The following is a 21434-nucleotide window of genomic DNA, read 5'->3' on the forward strand; positions in this document are numbered from 1 at the left end:
TCAGTCGACCTCCTCGACCGTCACGAGGTGGCGGACGGTGTGCACCATGCCGCGGAACTCGGGGCGGTCCTCCTTGACGACCTGCGTGTTGATCCCCTTGAGACCAAGGGAACGCAGGGTGTCACGGTGGTTCTGCTTGCTGCCGATGTAGGACTTCACCTGCGTGATCTTGAGCTGAGCCATCACGCAGCACCCGCCCCGGCACGCGCACGCAGCAGAGCCGCGGGGGCGACGTCCTCGAGCGGCAGACCACGGCGGGCCGCGATCTCCTCGGGACGCTGCAGACCCTTCAGGGCCTCCACGGTCGCGTGCACGATGTTGATCGCGTTCGACGAGCCGAGCGACTTCGACAGCACGTCGTGGATACCGGCGCACTCGAGCACGGCACGCACCGGACCACCGGCGATAACACCGGTACCCGGGGACGCCGGCTTGAGCAGCACGACGCCGGCAGCCTTCTCACCCGTGATCGGGTGCGGGATGGTGCCCTGGATACGCGGGACCTTGAAGAAGTGCTTCTTGGCCTCCTCAACGCCCTTGGCGATGGCGGCCGGCACCTCCTTGGCCTTGCCGTATCCGACACCCACGGTGCCGTCACCGTCGCCCACCACGACCAGCGCGGTGAAGCTGAAGCGACGACCACCCTTCACAACCTTGGCGACGCGGTTGATCGCGACAACGCGCTCAACGTACGCGGTCTTCTCGGCGGCAGCTGCGCCGCCGTCACGGCCCTTCCGGTCCCGCCGCTCGCCGCCACCGGCACCGCCACCGCGGCGCTGGGGTCCAGCCATTGGAATTACCTCTCTCTGTCTCCGCTAGCTACGGAACCAGGACTCAGAACTTGAGTCCGGCCTCGCGGGCGGCGTCCGCCAGGGCGGCGATGCGCCCCGCGTACTGGTTACCACCACGGTCGAACACGACGGCCTCGACACCGGCGGCCTTGGCACGCTCGGCGACCAGGGCGCCGACCTGCTTGGCCTGCGCGGACTTGTCGCCCTCGCCACCGCGGATCGAGCTGTCCAGGGTGGACGCCGACGCCAGGGTGTGACCCTTGATGTCGTCGATCACCTGGGCCACGATGTGGCGGTTCGAGCGGGTAACGACCAGACGCGGACGCTCCGCCGTACCGTTGATGTGCTTACGGATCCGGATGTGGCGGCGCTTGATCGCGGCGCGCTTGTAGGCGTCGCCCTTAAGGATCTTCTGCCCGTATGCCATGGCTTACTTACCCGCCTTTCCGACCTTGCGGCGGATGACTTCGCCCTCGTACTTGACGCCCTTGGCCTTGTACGGGTCGGGCCTGCGGAGCTTGCGGATGTTGGCCGCGACCTCGCCGACCTTCTGCTTGTCGATGCCCTCGACCGAGAAACGGGTCGGGGACTCCACCTTGAAGGTGATGCCCTCGGGGGCCTCGACCAGGATCGGGTGGCTGTAGCCGAGGGAGAACTCCAGGTTGGAGCCCTTCGCCACGACGCGGTAGCCGACACCGCTGATTTCGAGCTTCTTGACGTATCCCTGGGTCACACCGGTGATCATGTTCGCCACCAGCGTGCGGGACAGGCCGTGCAGGGCCTTGCTCTGCCGCTCGTCGTTGGGCCGCAGCACCTGAAGGGTGCCGTCCTCGGCCTTGGCGATGTCGATCGGCGCGATGACGGTGTGGGTCAATTCGCCCTTGGGGCCCTTGACCGCGACCGTACGGCCGTCGATGGTGACGTCCACGCCGGCGGGAACCGGGATGGGGAGCTTGCCGATACGCGACATGTTGTCTCTCCTCCGTTCCCGAACTACCAGACGTAGGCGAGGACTTCCCCACCCACGCCCTTCTTCTGCGCCTGCTTGTCGGTCAGGAGACCGTGGGACGTGGAGATGATCGCCACGCCCAGGCCGCCCAGCACCTTCGGCAGGTTGGTGGACTTCGCGTACACCCGGAGACCGGGCTTGGAGATCCGCTTGATGCCCGCGATGGAGCGCTCACGGTTGGGGCCGAACTTCAGCTCCAGGACGAGGTTCTTGCCGACCTCGGCGTCCTCGACCTTCCAGCCCGTGATGAAGCCCTCCTGCTGGAGGATCTCCGCGATGTGCGACTTGATCTTCGAGTGCGGCATCGCCACGGAGTCGTGGTACGCCGAGTTCGCGTTCCGCAGACGCGTCAGCATGTCTGCGATCGGATCAGTCATGGTCATGAATTGGCCTTCGGCCTCTCTCGCCGGGGTTTCCTGGTGCGCCATCCCTCTCCCCGATCCGAGACGGGACGGGTGCGGCGCGGTGGACCTACGGCGTAGTAAGTCGTAAGGGCGGCGGCAGACGCCCAACCCCACAAGCCTAAGGCATGCGAGCTGGACGTCCTGCCGCCCCAGATGCTTACCGAGAGCCCTGCTAATCCCTGATTGGGGGGATTACCAGGAGCTCTTGGTCACGCCCGGCAGCTCGCCACGGTGAGCCATCTCACGAAGGCACACGCGGCACAGGCCGAACTTGCGGTACACGGAGTGCGGGCGGCCGCAGCGCTGGCAGCGGGTGTAGCCACGCACACCGAACTTGGGCTTGCGAGCAGCCTTGGCAATCAGAGCCTTCTTCGCCATCTCGCTCACGCCTCCTTGAAGGGGAAGCCGAGGTGACGAAGGAGCGCGCGGCCCTCAGCGTCGTTGGTCGCCGTGGTGACCACGGTGATGTCCATACCCCGGACGCGGTCGATCTTGTCCTGGTCGATCTCGTGGAACATGACCTGCTCCGTGAGACCGAAGGTGTAGTTGCCACGGCCGTCGAACTGCTTGGGGGACAGGCCGCGGAAGTCGCGGATGCGCGGGAGCGCCAGCGACAGGGTGCGGTCCAGGAACTCCCACATGCGGTCGCCACGGAGCGTGACGTGAGCACCGATCGGCTGACCCTCACGCAGCTTGAACTGCGCGATGGACTTACGGGCCTTGGTGACGGCCGGCTTCTGACCGGTGATCGTGGTGAGGTCGCGGATGGCGCCCTCGATCAGCTTGGAGTCGCGGGCGGCGTCGCCCACACCCATGTTGACCACGATCTTGACGAGACCGGGGATCTGCATGACGTTCTCGTACTTGAACTCGTCACGCAGCTTGCCCGTGATCTCCTCACGGTACTTCTGCTTCAGTCGCGGAGTGGTGGTGGTCGTCATCAGATGTCCTCACCCGTCCGCTTGGCAACGCGGATCTTGTTGCCTTCGTCGTCGAAGCGGTAACCGACGCGGGTCACGACCTTCTTGCCGTCCTTCTCCACGACCAGCTGGACGTTGGAGACGTGGATCGGCGCCTCGGTGGTGACGATGCCGCCGGCCTGCGAACCGCGAGCCGTCGGACCGGCCTTGGTGTGCTTCTTGACCCGGTTGACACCCTCGACCAGGACACGGTCCTCGCGGGGGAAGGCCGCGATGACCTTGCCCTGCTTGCCCTTGTCCTTACCGGTGATGACCTGGACCAGGTCGCCCTTCTTGATCTTCATGCTCACAGCACCTCCGGCGCGAGGGAGATGATCTTCATGAACTTCTTCTCGCGCAGCTCACGGCCGACCGGGCCGAAGATACGGGTGCCACGAGGGTCGCCGTCGTTCTTCAGAATGACGGCGGCGTTCTCGTCGAAGCGGATGTACGAGCCGTCCGGACGGCGGCGCTCCTTGACGGTGCGAACGATGACCGCCTTGACGACGTCACCCTTCTTCACGTTGCCACCGGGGATCGCGTCCTTGACGGTGGCGACGATGACGTCACCGATACCCGCGTAGCGGCGACCGGAGCCGCCGAGCACACGGATGCAGAGGATCTCCTTCGCACCCGTGTTGTCGGCGACACGCAGTCGCGACTCCTGCTGGATCACGTCTATCTCCTGGTTGTCTGCCGGTTCCCGCAGGGCCCTTTCGGGACGCACCTGCGAGCCTGGCGGAACTGTCCTGCGGGGTAGCCCCCGAAGGAATTACTTAAGCCTCTGCGGGCGAAAACCCACGCCGGGGGCCGCATGGCTGCCCCCGGCGGGGGTCAGCAGGGGACTCGCGTCCCCGCTTGGTTACTTCGCCTTCTCGAGGATCTCCACGACGCGCCAGCGCTTCGTCGCCGAGAGCGGGCGGGTCTCCATCAGGAGAACCCGGTCGCCCACGCCGGCGGCGTTCTGCTCGTCGTGCGCCTTGAGCTTGTTCGTACGGCGGATGACCTTGCCGTACAGCGCGTGCTTGACGCGGTCCTCGACGGCGACGACGACGGTCTTGTCCATCTTGTCGCTGACGACCAGACCCTCACGGGTCTTGCGGAATCCGCGGTCCGTCTTGGTCTCTTCAGTCACGTTGCTCTCGCTCATCAGGCGCTCTCCACCGTCTCGATGCCCAGCTCGCGCTCACGCATCAGGGTGTAGATCCGCGCGATGTCCTTGCGGACGGCCTTGAGCCGACCGTGGTTCTCGAGCTGGCCAGTCGCCGCCTGGAAGCGGAGGTTGAACAGCTCTTCCTTGGCCTCGCGGAGCTTGTTGAGCAGCTCCTCGTTGCCCAGCTCGCGCAGCTCGGACGCCTTGGTACCGGCCGACATCACGCTTCACCTGCCTCGCGCTTGACGATCTTGCACTTCATCGGCAGCTTGTGAGCCGCACGGGTCAGGGCCTCGCGCGCGATCTTCTCGTTGGGGTACGACAGCTCGAACATCACGCGTCCGGGCTTGACGTTGGCCACCCACCACTCCGGCGAGCCCTTACCGGAACCCATGCGGGTCTCGGCCGGCTTCTTGGTGAGGGGGCGGTCCGGGTAGATGTTGATCCAGACCTTGCCACCACGCTTGATGTGACGCGTCATGGCGATACGAGCGGCCTCGATCTGACGGTTCGTCACATACGCCGGGGTCAGCGCCTGGATACCGTACTCGCCGAATGCGACCTCAGTGCCACCCTTGGCCATACCACTGCGCTTGGGGTGGTGCTGCTTGCGGTGCTTGACCCTACGGGGGATCAGCATGTCGGTCAGGCCTCCGTTCCGGTGCTCTCAGCCGGAGCGGCGGCAGCGGGAGCCTCGGCCTTGGGGGCCTCGGCGCCGGCAGCCTGCTGCGGCTTGCGACCGCGCCCGCCACGCTCGCCACCGCGGCCACCACGGGCCGGGCGGTCGGCGCCACCGCGGGCCGGGCGGTTACCCGCACGGGCAGCGGCGTTCTCGGCGCGGACCTCGGCGATGTTCTTGACGTCGCCCTTGTAGATCCAGACCTTCACACCGATGCGGCCGAAGGTCGTCTTGGCCTCGAAGAAGCCGTAGTCCACGTTCGCGCGGAGCGTGTGCAGGGGCACACGGCCCTCGCGGTAGAACTCCGAGCGGGACATCTCGGCGCCACCGAGGCGGCCACCGCACTGGATCTTGATGCCCTTGGCGCCGGCCTTCATGGCGGACTGCATGCTCTTGCGCATGGCCCGACGGAAGGAGACGCGGGAGGAGAGCTGCTCGGCGACGGCCTGGGCGACCAGCTGAGCGTCGGTCTCGGGGTTCTTGACCTCGAGGATGTTCAGCTGGACCTGCTTGCCGGTGAGCTTCTCGAGGTCACCGCGGATGCGGTCGGCCTCGGCGCCGCGGCGGCCGATCACGATGCCCGGACGCGCGGTGTGGATGTCCACACGCACACGGTCACGGGTGCGCTCGATCTCGACCTTGGAGATGCCGGCGCGCTCCATGCCGGACGTCATCATCCGACGGATGGCGACGTCTTCCTTGACGTAGTCCTTGTACAGCTTGTCGGCGTACCAGCGCGACTTGAAGTCGGTCGTAACGCCGAGCCGGAACCCGTGCGGGTTTACCTTCTGGCCCATTACCGGGTTCCTTCCTTGCTGCTGACGACCACGGTGATGTGGCTGGTCCGCTTGCGGATCCGGTAGGCACGGCCCTGGGCACGCGGACGGAACCGCTTCAGGGTCGGGCCCTCGTCGACGTAGGCCTCGGAGATGTAGAGGCTGTCGACATCGGTGTGGTCGTAGTTGTGCGCGGCGTTGGCGATGGCGCTGTCCAGCACCTTGCCGACCGGCACGCTCGCGGCCTGCGGGGCGAAACGCAGGACCGCCTGAGCCTCCGTGGCGTTCAGGCCACGGATGAGGTCCACCACTCGGCGGGCCTTCATGGGCGTGACGCGGATGTACCGCGCCTGGGCCCTGGCTTCCATGGTTGTCCCTTCAGTGTCTGTCATGATCATTCACACCCCGCTGGCTAGCGGCGCTTCGACTTCCGGTCGTCCTTGACGTGACCCCGGAAGGTGCGCGTCGGCGAGAACTCGCCGAGCTTGTGGCCGACCATCGACTCGGTGACAAACACCGGGATGTGGGTCTTGCCGTTGTGCACCGCGATCGTGTGGCCGAGCATGGCCGGGACGATCATCGAGCGACGGGACCAGGTCTTGATGACGTTCTTGGTGCCGGCTTCGTTCTGGGCGTCCACCTTCTTGATCAGGTGGTCGTCGACGAAGGGCCCCTTCTTGAGACTGCGCGGCATCTAAACCCGCTCCTAGCGCTTCTTGTTCGTCTTGCGGCGGCGGACGATGTACTTGTTCGACGCCTTCTTGGGCGAACGAGTACGGCCTTCCTTCTTGCCCCACGGGGACACCGGGTGGCGACCACCGGAGGTACGGCCCTCACCACCACCGTGCGGGTGGTCAACCGGGTTCATGACCACACCACGCACGGTCGGGCGGACGCCCAGCCAGCGCTTGCGGCCGGCCTTGCCCCAGTTGATGTTGCTCTGCTCGGCGTTGCCGACCTCGCCGACAGTGGCGCGGCAGCGGACGTCGACCAGGCGGATCTCACCCGACGGCATGCGCAGGTGGGCCATGGAGCCCTCCTTCGCGAGCAGCTGCACCGAGGCGCCGGCGGAGCGGGCGAACTTCGCGCCGCCGCCCGGACGCAGCTCGATGGCGTGCAGCGTGGTACCGACCGGGATGTTGCGCAGGGCCAGGTTGTTGCCCGGCTTGATGTCGGCCCCGGGACCGTTCTCGACGCGGTCGCCCTGCGACAGGCCACGCGGCGCGAGGATGTAGCGCTTCTCGCCGTCCGCGTAGTGCAGCAGCGCGATGCGCGCGGTGCGGTTGGGGTCGTACTCGATGTGCGCGACCTTCGCCGGCACGCCGTCCTTGTCGTGACGACGGAAGTCGATCACGCGGTAGGCGCGCTTGTGGCCACCACCCTGGTGGCGGACGGTCACACGACCGGAGTTGTTACGGCCACCCTTGCTGTGCAGGGGGCGGACCAACGACTTCTCCGGCGTGGACCGCGTGACCTCGACGAAGTCGGCGACGCTGGCGCCACGACGGCCAGGAGTCGTCGGCTTGTACTTGCGGATACCCATTTCTCAGTCCTCGTCCGATTCCGGACGATCCTGACCGCTTACGCGGTCGGACCGCCGAAGATGTCGATACGGTCGCCCTCGGCGAGGGTCACGATCGCGCGCTTGGTGGACGCGCGCTGGCCGAAGCCCGTGCGGGTCCGCTTGCGCTTGCCCTGGCGGTTGATCGTGTTGACCCCGGTGACCTTGACCGAGAAGACCGACTGAACGGCCTGCTTGATCTGGGTCTTGTTGGCGCTCGGGTCGACGATGAACGTGTACTTGCCCTCGTCGAGGAGCGCGTAGCTCTTCTCCGAGACGACCGGCTTGAGCAGCACGTCACGGGGGTCCGTGAAGGACTTGCTCAGCGGGGTCTCGACGGTGTTCTTGCCCTCGGTGGCGTGGCGGCGCGCCTTCTTGACGCGAGCCTCCTTGGCCTTCTTCGCGGCCTTCGAGGCGATAGCGGGGTGACGGATGGCCATCAGACCTCGCTCCCTTCGGTGTCGTTGGCCTTCGGGCCGGCGACGAAGGACTCGAAAGCGGCCTTGGTGAAGACCACGTCGTCCGAGACGAGAACGTCGTACGTGTTCAGCTGGCCCGGCTCCAGGATGTGGACCTGGGGCAGGTTGCGGGCGGACAGCCACGCGGCCTCGTCGGCGCGGTCGACGACCAGGAGCAGGTTCTTGCGCTCGCTGATCTTGCCGAACAGGCTCTTGGCGGCCTTCGTGGAGGGGGTCTCGCCCTCGACCACGCCGGAGACGACGTGGATGCGGTTGTGACGGGCCCGGTCCGTGAGGGCGTGACGCAGCGCGGCAGCCTTCATCTTCTTGGGCGTCCGCTGCGAGTAGTCACGCGGCACGGGACCGTGCACGACGCCACCACCGGCGAACTGCGGCGCGCGGGTCGAACCCTGACGGGCGCGACCGGTGCCCTTCTGGCGGTACGGCTTCTTGCCACCGCCGCGGACCTCGCCACGGGTCTTGGTCTTGTGCGTGCCCTGGCGGGCAGCGGCCAGCTGTGCGACGACGACCTGGTGGATCAGCGGAATGCTGATCTTCTCGACGTCGAAGATCTCCGCGGGGAGCTCGACGGAACCGGCCTTGTCGCCCGCCGGCGAAAGGATGTCAACAGTGCTCATTACCTCAGGCCCCCTTGGCCGCGGTGCGGACCAGGACGAGGCCGCCGTTCGGACCGGGAACCGCGCCCTTGATGAGCAGCAGACCCTTCTCCGCGTCAACGGCGTGGACGGTCAGGTTCTGGGTGGTGACCCGCTCGTTGCCCATGCGACCCGCCATGCGGAGGCCCTTGAACACGCGGCCCGGGGTGGCGCAGCCACCGATGGAACCGGGAGAGCGGTGCTTGCGCTGGGTGCCGTGTCCGGCGCCGAGGCCCTTGAAGTTGTGACGCTTCATGACACCGGCGAAGCCCTTGCCCTTGCTCTTGCCGGTCACGTCGACCTTCACGCCGGCCTCGAACACCTCAGCGGTGATCTCCTGGCCCAGCGTGTACTCGGAGGCGTCCGCGGTGCGGATCTCGACGAGGTGGCGACGGGGGGTGACGTCGGCCTTGGCGAAGTGGCCCTTGAGGGGCTTGTTCACCTTGCGCGGGTCGATCTCGCCGAAAGCGATCTGGACGGACTCGTAGCCGTCGACATCGTTCGTACGGACCTGGGTGACGACGTTGGGGCCGGCCTTGACGACGGTGACCGGGACGACGCGGTTGTTCGCGTCCCACACCTGCGTCATGCCGAGCTTCTCGCCCAGGATGCCCTTGATCTGCTTAGCCATCTCTCAGATCACCGGCCTCAGAGCTTGATCTCGATGTCGACACCGGCCGGGAGGTCGAGTCGCATCAGAGAGTCAACGGTCTTGGGGGTGGGGTCGAGGATGTCGATCAGGCGCTTGTGCGTGCGCATCTCGAAGTGCTCGCGCGAGTCCTTGTACTTGTGCGGCGACTTGATGACGCAGTACACGTTCTTCTCAGTGGGCAGCGGCACCGGGCCCGCGACCGACGCACCAGTACGCGTCACCGTCTCGACGATCTTCTTCGCCGAGCTGTCGATGACCTCGTGGTCGTAGGCCTTGAGCCGGATGCGGATCTTCTGTCCCGCCATGGCTACTCAGTAGTCCTGTCTCTCGTAACGCTCTGGAACCCGGTGTTCCGTTTCTCTTCCCTCTCCGACCCACGCGGTCGGGCGTGTCGCGCTCCCGCTGACACAGATGTCCCTTGTTCGAACATCCCTGCGGGATTGCACACGGCCCTTCCGGTACCGCGAGCCGGAGGCGAAAGCCCACCGGGTGCCTGGCCGGCGCCGCACTGACACTTCCCGAAAGATTCCCGTACGTCCGCCCCAGCGCTGCCGTGTGGCAGTTAGGGCGACGAGTACTGTGGGACTCGCTTCCGGTCCCCCCGGCGGGAGGCGCGCAGCATCAACACTCGACCGAGCAACTCGGACAGTCTGCCATACGGGGCAGGGGCGACGCCAATCGAGCCGAGGAGAATACCCCGGGGGTGACGTAGATCAAACCCTGGGGACACCCCCGGGCGTTCCGCCCACCAGCCTCTCCGGCGGAAGCCCCCTGCGCTTGATCAGAAACCCCAGGGGTCGGGGTGCAGCTTGGCTGCCGGGTCCTGGGACCAGGTCAGACGCTTCTCGATCTGGTCCCCGGTGAGGTCGACGAGCCGGTCGGCCGCCCAGCCGTTCCACTGGACCGCACCGGGAAACTGCGGCAGACGGAAGGCCGGAAGATTCGTCGGCAGCGCCTCGACCCGGTACACGGGCTTCTTGACTTCCCCGTCCAGCCTCTTCGGCTTCGACGACCTGCGCAGGTCAAGGCAGTCGACCACCTGTTCCACCAGATAGAGGAAGTACTCCTGGCCCTTGCCGCCCTTGATGTCAACCGGCACCAGACGACCGGCGGACAACAACGCGTCCCCCAGGCCGTCGGCGAGACGCCGGCTGAGTACGGGAGCGCCCGGCCTGCCGGAGGGGAACTCGCTCCTGGCCCAGCGCCGCTCACCCATCCACTCCGCGCTCAGCAGGGCGGGCGGCTCGGCGTCGGCACTCTGCCAGCGCATGAGCTGACGCACACCAACGCTGTCGAGGTGCAGCTGCTGGCACTCACCGAGGCTCGGCAGGAGCCGGTACACCGCCAGCGTCTCACCAGGCAGGTCGGTCATCGCGTCACCATCCTTGTCCGTCGTTCTGTCGGCACGGTTCGTCATGGTGCCGTCCACACGGCGTAGAGGGGTGCCCCCGCTTCCCGGCTCGCCCTCCCGAACCGCTCGCCGTGCCATCCGGCCACGGAAGGGTCGAACCGGACGGCCGACGAGGTGGTGATCGGATCGGCGGGCCAGCCGTATGTCATCAGACCGCCGAACTCGGAGAGGAACCGGCGCGCGGCATCGTGGTCCACGAAGGACCCACGCTCACGCAGGATCGACTCCCAGGTGTCCGTCGGCACCGAACGGCCTGGCCGCCAGCCCGCGCGGCGCAGCACTTCTTCGGTCCGCGGGGACCAGCCCCGTGTGTGGCCTTCGCCCACTGCGGATCCGCCGTATGACGCCCACGGGGTGCGTCAGAGCCACTCCCCCTCGTCGTCCTGCTCGCCCGCGCCGTATTCACGCACGACGACCACCAGCTGAACGGGCGTCTCGGTGTCGTCATGCTTGACGCCTGCCAGGAGGACCTTGTCCGAGATCCGCCACGCGGTGTGGTCGATGTAGTCCGCCCCGCCCGTAAGGTCCTCGTCGACGGTCTCGAGTCGCGCCCCGAGCGCTCCGGATTCCAACTGGGCGACGACACGAGGGAGCTCAGCGGAAGCGGCGTCGTACAAGTCGTCGATGTAGGTGTCCGGGTCCGGCCACTCGTCCTCGACCTCCCGGTACCAGAGCGTGAACTCCACCTCCACCGGACCGTCGCCCTGGATCCAGGCGTGCGCGTCGTCGCGACGCCACGTTGTCGCCCATTCCTTCGCCGGATTCCTGCGCTCGCCTTCCCAGCCCGAGGCGTCGAGGACGGCGGCCGCCGCCGGACCGGTGAGTTCGTCGAGTTCGGACAGCTGACCCAATTCCGCGCTTACGTCAACCATTTACTCATTCCGCTCATACCATTGCCGGGCACATGAAAGACCGCCAGCGTACCATTTGCCATTGCTTCCGGGAAATGAGTGCCGAGCACTTCGCGGAAATGGGCCGCGCCTGCCTCATTCGAAATAGCGTAACGCACACCCTTTCCACCCAGCTCCTCATTCATTTGCAGAAGCTTGGCGGCCTGGTCGGTGATTTTCTTCTCGTTGTAGAGGGAGCTCTCTGGATTGTAGGCGGACTTGGCCCACTCGCTCTCACGTCCCCCGGTGAACTTGGCTTCCATGATCCAGCCGTTCGTGGGGCCGCCGTCCATGTGCACCGCCCGGCCGTCGGAGAGCTTCCAGATCTGTTCGTAGTCCACGCCGGACACGACGCGCTGATACTTGAACGAGGGACGCTTCAGCATCTTGTCGGTCAGCCAGGCGAGCCCCTTGAAGGTGGGACAGGACTGGAGCCCCAGGGGGTCGGACCAGACCAGTGGGTTGACCACGTACGCGTAGTGGTCCGGACCGGCCGTGAGCCCCAGAGGGTCGGGCGAGATGTACCGGGCCGAGTGCGGATCGTAATAGCGGAAGAAGTTGTAGTGGAGTTCGCTCTCGGCATCGAAGTACTGGCCGGGAAATCGAAGACGGCAGTCTTCTTCCGGCGTCTGCGCACTTTCTTGCGCGCCCCACAGCTGCGGTCTGTTCTTCCAGGTCGTCCCGCCGTCCGGCGAGAGCATCTCCAGCGGGCTTCCCGCGAGATCGCTCACTATGAGCCGGAATCTCCGGTCGACCTCGTCCTGCGGCGCATCGCGAAGCCACTCACTACGGCTTTGGGCTATCGCGCGGTGACTGTCGGGCGAGTACTCCCAGGTGATGGTGGTGCGGTTACCGGACCCGGAGTCGCGTATCTCCTCCGCCAGTCGGGTGCCGTCCCAGACGAAGAAGACGGCCTCTACAACTTCTCCGGACGAGTCCAGGCGCTCCTTGGATATTCGGCGTCCAAGGGGGTCGTAGGTGTAGCGCCAGGTCGTTCCGTCGGGGGTGACGAGGCTGGTCAGTCGGTCGTCGGCGTTCCAGGTGTAGGTCCAGCTCTTCCGGAGGCCTGAGAGGGTCCTCCGCGTCCGCCGGACCACCCGGCCCTGGGCGTCGTACGCGTAGCTGGTGCGGCCGGCCCTCGCCAGGCGGTTTCCGGAGTACTCGTAGCGTCGTGAGGACTCGTCCCCGGGACCTTCTCCCTGCTCCCGGTGGGAGGAGACCAGCCGTCCGCCGGAGTCGTACGCGTAGCTCTCGGTCCACGACTCCGCGCGAATTCCGGTGACCCGGCCCTTCGTGTCCAGCTCGTAGTGCTTACTGCCCTCCTGAGCGTCGATCGTCTCGACGGGACCGGCCGAACCGTGGACGTACCGGCGGTCCACGGACGTCGTCCGCGGGACGACGTGGTCCGCGGTGCCGACCCGCAGTACCGTCTGCTCGCGCATCCGGTGCATCGCGTCCCACGCCTGCCGCACCGACAGTGCCTCGTCCAGCCGGACCTCCGTCTCCCTGCCCGCGGCGTCGTGCGCGAAGCGCAGGGAGTGATCGAAGGCCGCCAACTCCTGGGGCAGCCCATCCGGAGCGTAGGACCAGCTGCTCAGTGCTCCGGACGGCGTGAGGCGCGTCGTGCGACGACCGGCGAGGTCGTAACGGAAGGTGGTGGTCCGCCCGTTGACTGTTTCCTCCGTGACACGGCCGTAGTCGTCATGCTTGAAGGCGAGGCGGGCGCCGGGCGACAGCGCTTCCTTCAGCAGCCCGGCTTCGTCGTAGCGGAATACGGTGGTCGAGTCTCCGACTCGCTTCTCGACGACGTTGCCGATCACGTCGCGCAGGTATTCGACCGTCTCTCCTGCACCGTTGACCTGCCGGATCAGGCGGCCCACCTCGTCGTGGACGTAGGTGAGCGAGCGCCCGTCGAAATCCTGTTCGGCGACGAGCTGACCGGCCGCGTCATAGGTGTAGCTCCAGGTCATGCCATACGTGTTGGTGACTGCGGTGAGCCGCAACTCGGTGTCGTGGTCGAAGCGGAGAGTCGCGCCCGCGGGATCGGTTCTGCTCACCAAGAGGTCGAAGTGCGTGTACGCCGACCTGGTGGTCGCCCCCGCGGCGTCGGTGTGCACGAGGAGGTTTCCCTCCGGGTCCCAGGTCCAGGACTCCACACTCCCGTCGGCTGCGACCCGCTCGCTCCTCCTGCCTTCAGGGGTCCAGGAGATACGGGTGACGCCGGCCAGCGGATCCGTCACGGTGTCGATGCGGCCGAACGCGTCCCGGGAATACTCGACGACCGCACCGGTGGCGCTCGTGACCCGCACCGGAAGTCCGGCGGCGTTCGTGACCATGGACATGGTCGAGCCCAGAGGGTCGGTGATCGCGGTGAGAGCACCGCCCGGGCCGTAGCCGAAACGGGTCTCCGCGCCCTGCGGCTCCACCACGGACGTACGGTTCCCGCGCTCGTCGTAGGTGTAGGTGCGCACGGCTCCGTCGCCACCGACGGTCACGACGGGGAGGTGCCACTGGTTGTACTCGGCGGTGGCCCGGCGGCCGTCGGGACCGGTGATCGAGGTGACGTTCCCGGCTTCGTCATAGGTGTACGTCGTCTCGCGCCCCACCGGGTCGATCTGCTTGAGCAGCCGGCCGTGGCGGTCCCATTCGAGGCTCTCCTGCCGCCCCAGGGGGTCGGTCACCCGCACGAGTTGCAGGAACTCGTTGTACTCGTACCGAAGGGCGTGCCCGAGCGAGTTCGTGTACGTCGTGCGGCGCTGCCCGGGGTCGTAGGCGATGACGCAGTTCAGGAACCCGTCGGCGCCCTGACCCGCCACGCAGCGGTCCTCGCTGTCGTACGTGAACCTGTACCAGCTGCCGTTGCGGTCGGTCCAGGAGAGGATGCGCGCGTGGTCGTCGTACTCGAAGCGGAAGGGCAGCCCGGAGGAGTTGTAGATCTCGGTGAGGTTCCGGTCGGATGAGTACGCGTAGCGCAGCAGCGTTGTGGTGCTGTCGTCAGCGGTGCTGCCCCGCAGGCGAAGACACGTCACCAGGCCGTCCGTCGTCTCGACCTCGACGTGGTACCCGCCTGAGTGCCGGACCGCGGTCGGGGTGCCGTCAGCACTCCGGTCGATGTCGATCCGGTTGTCGTTGCGGTCCGTGATGGCGGAGAGCGCCAGGGTGTACGGCATGCCCGGCAGCGGCTCGCGGACCGCTGCGAAGTGACGTGTGACGCCGAGGGCCGGGTCCTGGATGCGCAGGGTGCCGTGTTGCGGTCCGTCCCATTCCAGGGGCCACCGCAGACCTTCCAGAGGCATGGTCGGCTCGCCGGGGTGAGGCACGGGGTACGCGAGGATCATGCCGTCCTCGGCGGCGAACAGCACACCCTGACTGTCGAGTTCGACTCGCTCGTCCAGTGTGGACGTCCAGGACCTGCCGAACCACCGGCCTTCTCGGTATGTGGAGATGTGGGTGCGCTTCAGCACCAGCGACAGGATCCCGGGCAGTTCGACGTCCGTGTCGTACATCAGCATTTCACCGGTGACCATGTCGATGGGGTCACCGCCGGGGCATCGTCCCGCAAGCGCCTTGGCCCGCTTGGCGAGGTCACCCGCCCCGCCTCTCAGGGACCTGCCCAGCCCCTTGACGCCCTGGGCCATGCCCTTGAGGCCGACCTTCCCGAAGGCCTTCAGCCCCTTGGCGAGGCCGCCCAGGGTGGTCAGGCCCTTCATGCCCGGTATGCAGTCCAGCGCAGCGAACCCGACATCCCATAGGGATGCTTGTCCTTTTGAGTACTTATAGAGGGTGTCGGCGAGCACGACCGCCGCCGCGATCAGCACGATCGCGCCCAGGATCGGGCCGCCGATGATCATCGCGACGATCCCGAGGACGGTCACGACGACCTTGCACACCGCGACGATGTTGTCCCAGTTGTCCGTGAACCAGTCGCCGACCTCTTCCCACCACGACCGGTTCTGAATGCCCGCGTCCGAGGCCTCGTCGATCTTCGACTTCGCCTCCCGCGCGGCCTCCTCGCGCATCTTGCGCGCGTCCTCGGCCATCTTCTTCGCCGCGGCCAGCGCGTCCTGCGCGTCGGAGACGTCCGACTGAGCCTTGGACTGGGCCGACTTGGCGTGCTGCACATCCCGGGTGGCGGCGCGGACCTTGGCCTCGTCCGGCTTGTCCGCGTCGGACTTCCTGCCGGTCGGGTCGTCCTTGTACTTGTCCGCCTCCTTGCCGGCGCGGGTGACCCAGGAGTCGGCTGATGCCAGGCGCGACTGGGCGGAGGAGAGGTTGTCCCGGGCCTCACGGCCCTTGCGCAGCGCCTTGTCCGCCAGCGACTGCGCCCGCTCCAGCTTCGGCCAGAAGTCCGCCAGCGCGTCCCCGCACATCTCATAGGACTTCTTCAGCTTCTTGAGGTTCTTCGGGACGTCGGCGAAGTCCTCCTTGAACACATCCGCCGACTTGCCGGCCCACTCAAGGAGCGTGCCCTCCCCCGCCATGCCCTTGACCAGACGCAGCGCCTCGGAGACGTCATCGGCGAAGTCGTGCAACTGCTTCGCAAGCGTGCGCACCCGCTGCGGATCACCAGGGGTCGGATCCTTGTCCAAGTCCAGGACATGCCAGTCCGCAGGCCTGTGCCCCGCCATACCCCAACCCCCGTCACGCGCACATCTGCGTCAACAACCGTATGCGCACGTGAACTTACCGGGCACAACCATTCGAGGTAAACGTGAGCTTCCACATCACGAACGGTGCCTGTCAGCCTGGATGGGGAAGGCTCGTCGTCAGCCGTTCGACCGCTGCCGTCACAAGCCGTTCACGCTCGGCCTCCGAGAGCACATCCGGGAGCGTGAGCTGCTCGACGATCAGCCAGTTGAGCGTGAGGTACAGCAACTGGACGGCGGTGGCGTCGCCGGGCAGGCCGGATTCCTCGTGGTAGGCCACGTTGGCCCAGAGGTCGGCACGTACCTGTTCGGTCAGCACCTTGCGGAGCTGTGGCCGCCGGGTGGCCTCCAGGCGCAGTTCGAGGAGGGCGAGGTAGCCGGTGCGGAAGTCGCTGATCCGGCCGACGAGTTCGCGCATCAGGGCCGCGTAGGTCTCCCGGTCCCGAGTGCTCGCCCGCTGCCGGGCGACGGTCGCCTCGTCGGGCTGGAGCCGCTCGTAGACACGGGCGCCGGCCTGGGTGAGCAGGTCGTCGCGGTTGGCGAAGTAGTTGGAGGCCGTGCCGGCGGGCACACCGGCCTCGGCGTCCACCGCCCGGAACGTCAGACCGCGCGCGCCCTCCCTGGCCAGGACCTCGATGGCGCCGTCCACGAGGGCCGCCCTTCGTTCGTCATTCCTGCGCACCATTGATACCACTCCAGACGTAGTACTACGTTCACAGCACTCCGAGTAGAGTACTGCGGATGGAGTTGCATCGATGCGAGAGCTCGTCTATTACGTCGCCGTCTCCCTCGACGGCCGGATCGCCGGCCCCGGCGGAGAGTTCGACTTCTACCCGGCAGGCGACGATGAGCAGGCAGCCGCCTACAGCGCCTGGATGAATGAGCGCTATCCCGAGACCGTCCCCACCGCACTGCGCGCCGCGCACGGCTTAGCCGAGGCGCCCAACCTCCACTTCGACACCGTGCTGATGGGGCTGGGCACCTACCGCGCCGTGCTGGACGCGGGCATCACCAGCCCGTACGCACACCTGCGTCAATACGTGGTGTCGAGCACGCTCGGGGCCGGCCCCGACCCGGAGGTGACCGTGGTCGACGACAGCCCACTCGACCTCGTCCGCAAGCCCAAGGCGGAAGAAGGGAAGGACATCTGGCTGTGCGGAGGCGGTCGACAGACTGGTCATCAAGAGCTATCCGGTAGTGGCCGGGGCCGGTATCCCGGCGTTCGACGGGGCGTTCGACCCCACGCTCTTCACTGTGACGGAACGCCGGTCGTTCACCAATGACGTCACGGCCACCTGGTTCGCTCGGCGGTAGCCCGCCACGCCTCCCCGACGGCGTCCGCGGACCGCAGCCACCAGCCCTCCAGCGTGTTCCGCACCGTCGCATGCACCCACCGCCATTTGAACCACGGCGGCAGCTTGCGGAACTGCACGAAGGTCAGCGTGTCGTTGATGGCGTCCTCGGCCAGGCCCTTGGGCCCCTCCGCGCGCAGCACCGCGTACAACTCCGGCGTCAGCTCCCGGTTGAGTCGCGCTGCGGTACCCGCGGCAATGAAGGCGTACCCCCGCTGATCAGGGTGCGGCAACTGCGTCGCCCTCACGATCCGATGCGAGGCCTCCTCCAGCGAACACTGGAGCGCCAACCCGATCGCCGCTGTGCCGAGATGGCTCTCCCCGCGCTCCCACGCGGCATCCCACTCTGCGGGGTCGTCGATGCCCAGCAGGCCCTTGCCGCTTTCCCAGTCCCATTCGGACGCCATGAGCAGGATCCCTACCGATACCAATCCTCGCCGTCGCTCGCCAACGCACCGCGCACATAGCGCTCCAGGCTCGGCGCCACGAGGGTTCTGCTGTCCGTCTCGTGGTCCCAGACGAACACCTCGTGGCGCTCGGGTCGCCGGACGAAGGCGAACTGGTCTCCGCCGCCGTTGTCTCCGAAGAACATGAGCGAATCGAACTCCCTGTACAGGGACTTGTACCGCTCGTCGTTGCGGAACGAGAGATTGTCGCCGAGGATCCGCTCGGCAGACCAGATGACGTCGGTGCCGTATTCATCGGCCAGCCCATCGCTCCCCAGGAGAAAGGAGCGGAGGTCATCCGGGAGCCGTTGGCCAAGGATCGATTCGATGCGGTCGAGGGTGCCGGGGTCCACGGGGTCACGGAGTTCCGCCGAGGGGAACGCTTCGACGAGCTCGCGCCACGAGGACGGCCGGGACATCGAGAGGTCAGCTCGTGAACCGGAACGTCGACGTGATCGCGTCGAAGATGTCGAAGAAGGAGTCCGCGAGGTCGAGGACCTGGCTGCTGCCCGCCACCAGGGCCACCTTGCCCTCCTGACCCGGCACGGGGATGTACGTCTGCATCAGCACGGCCCGGATCGTGCGGTTGAGCGCGTCGCCGGGTACGGCGATGTCCTCGATGCCGAACGTCCGTGCCGCCGGGCCGACTCCGGGAATGTCGACGGTCGTCACCTTCCGCCAGGAGTCCCCCTCCCGCTTGGCCTCCTTCACTGCGAGCTGGCTCGCGATGACGGCCGGGTCGTTCGACAGCGGCTCGCCGCGCTCGTTGCGGCCGCCGACCAGGGAGACGGTCACCGAGCCCGTGATCGGCGTGTCACCGCCGAAGCTCTCCGCCATGCAGCCGCAGTACAACGCGCCCGACTTCCACGCGTCCGCGGCGGCCTTCTTGAGGAAGTCGACGTACGTGTCCCTGTACTGCTCCAACTCCGGCCGCTGGCGCACCCGGTCATTCACCATCCGGCGGATCGAGTCGTCCCGCGACTCCGGCCGTACGTCGAACTCCCACCACGACTCCGGCACCTTGATCCGGAACCCGCCCCTCTCGACGGTCAGTGCCTCCATGTAGCGGGCCATGACGCCGGCCTCCCCGTTCGCTCGACTACACGATCACTCGATCACTCGTGCGCACATCGTGCCACTACTCCTCCAGCGTCCAGAACGGTGAGTCCTTCGGCGGGGCCGGTCGCACGGGGAGCGTGCTGAAGTCGATGTCCGCGTCGGCGAGTGGGTCTCCGACCGGAAGGCGGTATCGGTGATCCGGGCTGTAGTACGTCCCGTACGCCCAGTACTCCGGCAGTTCGTGGCCCATCAACTCCACACCCAAGGCGGCCGACTCCCGCGTCCCGTACGAGGCGTTGATCCTCGCAACCGCCTCCGCCCGGGAGATACCGACCCGCTCCACCAGCACGTCCGCCATCTCACGGAAGTACGCGAGTATCTCCTCGTCGAGCGCGAGCACGAACTCCGTGCCCGTCGTGCCGGCCGTGGGACACGCCCCGTACTCGACGAGCCAGCGCAAGCGCCTGACCTCCGCCACAAGTCGCGGCACCGCTTCCCTGGCCTCGGTGGCGAAAACGGCGTCCGGGGTCGTGGCCGCACACAGTTCCTCGATCGCCTCCAGGTCGAGGTCCTGGTGAGCCGGTTCTGAAGTCATGCTCCATTGTTAGGGCAAGTTGTCAGTGGTCCCGCGTACGGTCCGTCCATGGATGATCAGCAGTCGCCGCTTCCTCCGATGCACGAGGAAGGAGATGTACGACAGGCCTGGGGCCGGGTGACCGCGTGGCTTGAGCAGCACGCCCCTGACGCTTTCGCTGCCCTCGGCGGGCCGGGTAACCCGACGGCCATCAGTGAAGCTGAAACGCGCATGGGCCTCGAACTACCGAGGGAGATGCGGCAGTGGCTTCTGACGAACGACATCGATGCCGGGTGCCCGGGAGTCATCCCCAGCAGGGGACTCCTCCTCGGCCTCAAGGACATAGAGCGTGTCTACCTCTACAAGACGGCCATGGAGGAAATGGAACCGTCCGAAGACCCTGACCACCCGTCCTGGCGCCGGGAATGGGTGCCGATCACCGCGGAAGCAGACGGCTTCTACGGGACGTTCCTGAACGCGCGCACGGGAAGCATCGGGTCTTGGTCGGAAGGGTCCTCCCCCACGGATGGCGAATACACCTCGCTGTTCGCCTTCTTCCAGGATGTGGCGGACCGGCTGGAAGGGGTCTCCTCGGGCAACGCAGGGGCGACCGCCCAGCGCCGTATGTCCCCTCGCGGTCCGGAGGACGAGGCAATACGCCTCTGGGCCCGTGCGAACGGCTACCTCGTCCATGACCACGGTCGTATCCCTGGACCCATCCGCGAGGCGTACGAAGCAGCACTGCGCGGACCTCAGCCCCGGCACACGGCCTAGACGGACGCCACGAAGTCCGACCAGGCCTCCGGCGCGAGGGTGAGCCGGGGGCCGGCGGCCTGCTTTGAGTCGCGGACGTGGATCACCTCCGGAGTGGTCGCGATCTCCACGCAGGAGTCGCCGTCAGGGCCACTGCTGTAGCTGCTCTTGAACCACGCCAGTTCGGAGGCGGCCCCGATCGAGGACTTGCGGATCATGTCTCTCCCAGCAGTTGCTCAATGAAGGCCAGCGACTCCCGTGGGGGAAGGGCCTGAGCTCGGATGGTGCCATACCGCAGTTCGAGGATTCGGATCTGCTTCGGATCAGTGGTCGGTCGCCCGTTGAAGGCGCCGTCGGACCGGCCCACCGCAGTACCGTCCCCGAACTTCAGCACCTCGATCCTCCCGTTCAGACCGGGATGGGCCTCGCTGCTCGTCGGCATCACCTGAAGCCTGACGTTTCGCAACCGCCCCACCTCCAGCAGGTGCTCAAGCTGCTGACGCCAGACCATTGTGCCCCCAACCGGGCGCCGCAGCGTCGCCTCCTCCTGGACGAAGCTGAGCGACGGCGCCGGCGACCGCTCGAACACGGACTGCCGGGCCGTCCGCGCCGCCACCAGACGCTCCACCTCGTCCGGCGAGTACGCGGGCTGCCAGGACTCGAAGAGGGATCGCGCGTGCTCCGGGGTCTGCAACAGGCCGTTGATGCTGATGCTCTCGTACACCCCGATCTCAACCGCCTGCCCCTCCAACTTGGCCAGCTCCCGCACCTTCTTGGGATACCGGACCCTCTTCACGTCCTCCCACGTCGCCGCAATCAGCCCACCCGCCCCCAGCACCTCATCCGCCCTGACCAGATAGTCCTGCCGGGGAATCCGCTTCCCGCCCTCGATCTTGTAGACCATGTCCTCGCCGTACCCGACGGCAGTCCCGAACTCGGCGGCCCTCATCCCCACCGCCTCCCGCCGGAGCTTCAGCTGTCGCCCGACGGTCGCGATGACGGCGACACCCCACTCGTCGTCCGGATCCACCTCCCAACCCGGTTCGGCCGCCTCGTCCTTGAGCCGACCCGCGTCCGCCTCGACCGCCGTCATCCCGCACCATTCCGTCGTACGACCGTGCCCAGCGCCCTACCCGTACGCCCGGCCCCGACAGCCCGGACACGACCGGACAAGCTCCGGACAGTTACCGTACGCACCCGCTGAG

The 21434-nt window shown here is 66.9% G+C and carries 32 protein-coding genes and 1 pseudogene; 2 read left to right on the forward strand and 31 right to left on the reverse strand.

The annotated features are described in order from the left end of the window. The 25 genes from rpmD to ACIBL4_RS08230 all read right to left on the reverse strand — a co-directional run bounded on the left by rpmD (nt 1) and on the right by ACIBL4_RS08230 (nt 16730). Nucleotides 1-183 carry a 50S ribosomal protein L30 gene (gene rpmD, locus ACIBL4_RS08110; protein ID WP_003974250.1) on the reverse strand — a complete coding sequence of 61 codons (183 nt, stop codon included), beginning with the start codon at nt 181-183 and terminating at the stop codon, nt 1-3. Next, nucleotides 183-791, reverse strand: a complete 609-nt coding sequence (rpsE, locus tag ACIBL4_RS08115; protein ID WP_030671799.1) for a 30S ribosomal protein S5 — start codon at nt 789-791, stop codon at nt 183-185. Before rpsE ends, rpmD begins: the two co-directional genes overlap by 1 nt. A 43-nt stretch (nt 792-834) precedes the next feature. Beyond that, nucleotides 835-1218 carry a 50S ribosomal protein L18 gene (gene rplR / locus ACIBL4_RS08120; RefSeq protein ID WP_003992369.1) on the reverse strand — a complete coding sequence of 128 codons (384 nt, stop codon included), beginning with the start codon at nt 1216-1218 and terminating at the stop codon, nt 835-837. Nucleotides 1219-1221: 3 nt separating this feature from the next. Then, on the reverse strand, nt 1222-1761 hold the full coding sequence (gene rplF / locus ACIBL4_RS08125) for a 50S ribosomal protein L6 (RefSeq protein ID WP_010036705.1): 540 nt from the start codon (nt 1759-1761) through the stop codon (nt 1222-1224). 23 nt (nt 1762-1784) lie between these two features. Continuing rightward, nucleotides 1785-2183: a 30S ribosomal protein S8 gene (rpsH, locus tag ACIBL4_RS08130; protein WP_003992367.1), complete on the reverse strand. Its 399-nt coding sequence runs from the start codon at nt 2181-2183 to the stop codon at nt 1785-1787. A 213-nt stretch (nt 2184-2396) separates the two neighbouring features. Beyond that, on the reverse strand, nt 2397-2582 hold the full coding sequence (locus ACIBL4_RS08135) for a type Z 30S ribosomal protein S14 (protein ID WP_003948630.1): 186 nt from the start codon (nt 2580-2582) through the stop codon (nt 2397-2399). A gap of 5 nt (nt 2583-2587) precedes the next feature. Then, nucleotides 2588-3145 carry a 50S ribosomal protein L5 gene (rplE, locus tag ACIBL4_RS08140; RefSeq protein ID WP_010036711.1) on the reverse strand — a complete coding sequence of 186 codons (558 nt, stop codon included), beginning with the start codon at nt 3143-3145 and terminating at the stop codon, nt 2588-2590. Then, complete coding sequence (gene rplX / locus ACIBL4_RS08145) at nt 3145-3468, reverse strand: 50S ribosomal protein L24 (RefSeq protein WP_010036713.1); 324 nt, start codon at nt 3466-3468, stop codon at nt 3145-3147. The genes rplE and rplX overlap by 1 nt, the downstream gene beginning before the upstream one ends. Before the next feature lie 2 nt (nt 3469-3470). Further along, on the reverse strand, nt 3471-3839 hold the full coding sequence (rplN, locus tag ACIBL4_RS08150; protein WP_003998823.1) for a 50S ribosomal protein L14: 369 nt from the start codon (nt 3837-3839) through the stop codon (nt 3471-3473). Between the two features lie 186 nt (nt 3840-4025). Further along, nucleotides 4026-4313, reverse strand: a complete 288-nt coding sequence (gene rpsQ, locus ACIBL4_RS08155; RefSeq protein ID WP_010036717.1) for a 30S ribosomal protein S17 — start codon at nt 4311-4313, stop codon at nt 4026-4028. Then, nucleotides 4313-4537: a 50S ribosomal protein L29 gene (rpmC, locus tag ACIBL4_RS08160; RefSeq protein ID WP_010036720.1), complete on the reverse strand. Its 225-nt coding sequence runs from the start codon at nt 4535-4537 to the stop codon at nt 4313-4315. The genes rpsQ and rpmC overlap by 1 nt, the downstream gene beginning before the upstream one ends. Continuing rightward, nucleotides 4537-4956 carry a 50S ribosomal protein L16 gene (gene rplP / locus ACIBL4_RS08165; RefSeq protein ID WP_086601013.1) on the reverse strand — a complete coding sequence of 140 codons (420 nt, stop codon included), beginning with the start codon at nt 4954-4956 and terminating at the stop codon, nt 4537-4539. Before rplP ends, rpmC begins: the two co-directional genes overlap by 1 nt. 5 nt (nt 4957-4961) lie before the next feature. Next, nucleotides 4962-5792, reverse strand: coding sequence for a 30S ribosomal protein S3 (gene rpsC / locus ACIBL4_RS08170; RefSeq protein WP_030317320.1), 831 nt, complete (start codon nt 5790-5792; stop codon nt 4962-4964). After that, nucleotides 5792-6139, reverse strand: a complete 348-nt coding sequence (rplV, locus tag ACIBL4_RS08175; protein ID WP_010036727.1) for a 50S ribosomal protein L22 — start codon at nt 6137-6139, stop codon at nt 5792-5794. Before rplV ends, rpsC begins: the two co-directional genes overlap by 1 nt. A gap of 44 nt (nt 6140-6183) precedes the next feature. Beyond that, on the reverse strand, nt 6184-6465 hold the full coding sequence (gene rpsS, locus ACIBL4_RS08180; RefSeq protein ID WP_010036728.1) for a 30S ribosomal protein S19: 282 nt from the start codon (nt 6463-6465) through the stop codon (nt 6184-6186). A gap of 12 nt (nt 6466-6477) precedes the next feature. Next, a complete protein-coding gene (gene rplB, locus ACIBL4_RS08185; protein ID WP_006140909.1) occupies nt 6478-7314 on the reverse strand; it encodes a 50S ribosomal protein L2 in 837 nt (278 codons plus the stop codon). Between the two features lie 38 nt (nt 7315-7352). Continuing rightward, nucleotides 7353-7772 carry a 50S ribosomal protein L23 gene (rplW, locus tag ACIBL4_RS08190; RefSeq protein ID WP_338782539.1) on the reverse strand — a complete coding sequence of 140 codons (420 nt, stop codon included), beginning with the start codon at nt 7770-7772 and terminating at the stop codon, nt 7353-7355. Beyond that, entirely contained in the window at nt 7772-8428 is a 657-nt protein-coding gene (gene rplD, locus ACIBL4_RS08195) for a 50S ribosomal protein L4 (protein ID WP_356925159.1), read from the reverse strand. Before rplD ends, rplW begins: the two co-directional genes overlap by 1 nt. A gap of 4 nt (nt 8429-8432) precedes the next feature. Next, on the reverse strand, nt 8433-9077 hold the full coding sequence (gene rplC, locus ACIBL4_RS08200; RefSeq protein ID WP_086601018.1) for a 50S ribosomal protein L3: 645 nt from the start codon (nt 9075-9077) through the stop codon (nt 8433-8435). A 17-nt stretch (nt 9078-9094) separates the two neighbouring features. Beyond that, nucleotides 9095-9403 carry a 30S ribosomal protein S10 gene (rpsJ, locus tag ACIBL4_RS08205; RefSeq protein WP_003948644.1) on the reverse strand — a complete coding sequence of 103 codons (309 nt, stop codon included), beginning with the start codon at nt 9401-9403 and terminating at the stop codon, nt 9095-9097. Between the two features lie 476 nt (nt 9404-9879). Continuing rightward, nucleotides 9880-10470 (reverse strand): hypothetical protein, encoded by a 591-nt coding sequence (locus ACIBL4_RS08210; protein ID WP_399407621.1) that lies wholly within the window; start codon nt 10468-10470, stop codon nt 9880-9882. 41 nt (nt 10471-10511) lie between these two features. Further along, nucleotides 10512-10835, reverse strand: a complete 324-nt coding sequence (locus ACIBL4_RS08215) for an SUKH-3 domain-containing protein (protein ID WP_399407623.1) — start codon at nt 10833-10835, stop codon at nt 10512-10514. A gap of 33 nt (nt 10836-10868) precedes the next feature. Continuing rightward, complete coding sequence (locus ACIBL4_RS08220; RefSeq protein ID WP_399407625.1) at nt 10869-11381, reverse strand: hypothetical protein; 513 nt, start codon at nt 11379-11381, stop codon at nt 10869-10871. Continuing rightward, nucleotides 11369-16027 carry an RHS repeat-associated core domain-containing protein gene (locus ACIBL4_RS08225; RefSeq protein ID WP_399407627.1) on the reverse strand — a complete coding sequence of 1553 codons (4659 nt, stop codon included), beginning with the start codon at nt 16025-16027 and terminating at the stop codon, nt 11369-11371. The genes ACIBL4_RS08220 and ACIBL4_RS08225 overlap by 13 nt, the downstream gene beginning before the upstream one ends. A gap of 112 nt (nt 16028-16139) precedes the next feature. Further along, a complete protein-coding gene (locus ACIBL4_RS08230) occupies nt 16140-16730 on the reverse strand; it encodes a TetR/AcrR family transcriptional regulator (protein ID WP_399407629.1) in 591 nt (196 codons plus the stop codon). Between the two features lie 70 nt (nt 16731-16800). Here ACIBL4_RS08230 and ACIBL4_RS08235 point away from each other — a divergent pair. Further along, nucleotides 16801-17359: pseudogene (locus ACIBL4_RS08235) on the forward strand (dihydrofolate reductase family protein). Here ACIBL4_RS08235 and ACIBL4_RS08240 read toward each other — a convergent pair. The 4 genes from ACIBL4_RS08240 to ACIBL4_RS08255 all read right to left on the reverse strand — a co-directional run bounded on the left by ACIBL4_RS08240 (nt 17331) and on the right by ACIBL4_RS08255 (nt 19497). Further along, the gene (locus ACIBL4_RS08240; RefSeq protein WP_399407631.1) at nt 17331-17804 is read right to left on the reverse strand and encodes a hypothetical protein; all 474 of its coding nucleotides are present in this window, start codon (nt 17802-17804) and stop codon (nt 17331-17333) included. The pseudogene ACIBL4_RS08235 and the gene ACIBL4_RS08240 sit on opposite strands and share 29 nt — an antisense overlap. Before the next feature lie 11 nt (nt 17805-17815). Further along, nucleotides 17816-18262: an SMI1/KNR4 family protein gene (locus tag ACIBL4_RS08245; protein WP_399407633.1), complete on the reverse strand. Its 447-nt coding sequence runs from the start codon at nt 18260-18262 to the stop codon at nt 17816-17818. Between the two features lie 7 nt (nt 18263-18269). Further along, nucleotides 18270-18917 carry a hypothetical protein gene (locus tag ACIBL4_RS08250; RefSeq protein WP_399407635.1) on the reverse strand — a complete coding sequence of 216 codons (648 nt, stop codon included), beginning with the start codon at nt 18915-18917 and terminating at the stop codon, nt 18270-18272. 64 nt (nt 18918-18981) lie between these two features. Continuing rightward, entirely contained in the window at nt 18982-19497 is a 516-nt protein-coding gene (locus ACIBL4_RS08255) for a hypothetical protein (protein WP_399407637.1), read from the reverse strand. Nucleotides 19498-19545: 48 nt separating this feature from the next. Here ACIBL4_RS08255 and ACIBL4_RS08260 point away from each other — a divergent pair, with 48 nt between their 5' ends. Then, complete coding sequence (locus ACIBL4_RS08260) at nt 19546-20250, forward strand: histone-like nucleoid-structuring protein Lsr2 (RefSeq protein ID WP_399407639.1); 705 nt, start codon at nt 19546-19548, stop codon at nt 20248-20250. On the opposite strand, the gene ACIBL4_RS08265 is transcribed toward ACIBL4_RS08260, so the two are convergent. Then, nucleotides 20247-20447, reverse strand: a complete 201-nt coding sequence (locus ACIBL4_RS08265) for a DUF397 domain-containing protein (RefSeq protein WP_399407641.1) — start codon at nt 20445-20447, stop codon at nt 20247-20249. The two genes, ACIBL4_RS08260 and ACIBL4_RS08265, sit on opposite strands and share 4 nt — an antisense overlap. Beyond that, on the reverse strand, nt 20444-21322 hold the full coding sequence (locus tag ACIBL4_RS08270; RefSeq protein ID WP_399407643.1) for a helix-turn-helix domain-containing protein: 879 nt from the start codon (nt 21320-21322) through the stop codon (nt 20444-20446). The genes ACIBL4_RS08265 and ACIBL4_RS08270 overlap by 4 nt, the downstream gene beginning before the upstream one ends. Nucleotides 21323-21434: the final 112 nt, after the last annotated feature.

It is taken from the genome of Streptomyces sp. NPDC050416 (assembly GCF_044458845.1).
Lineage (GTDB): Bacteria > Actinomycetota > Actinomycetes > Streptomycetales > Streptomycetaceae > Streptomyces.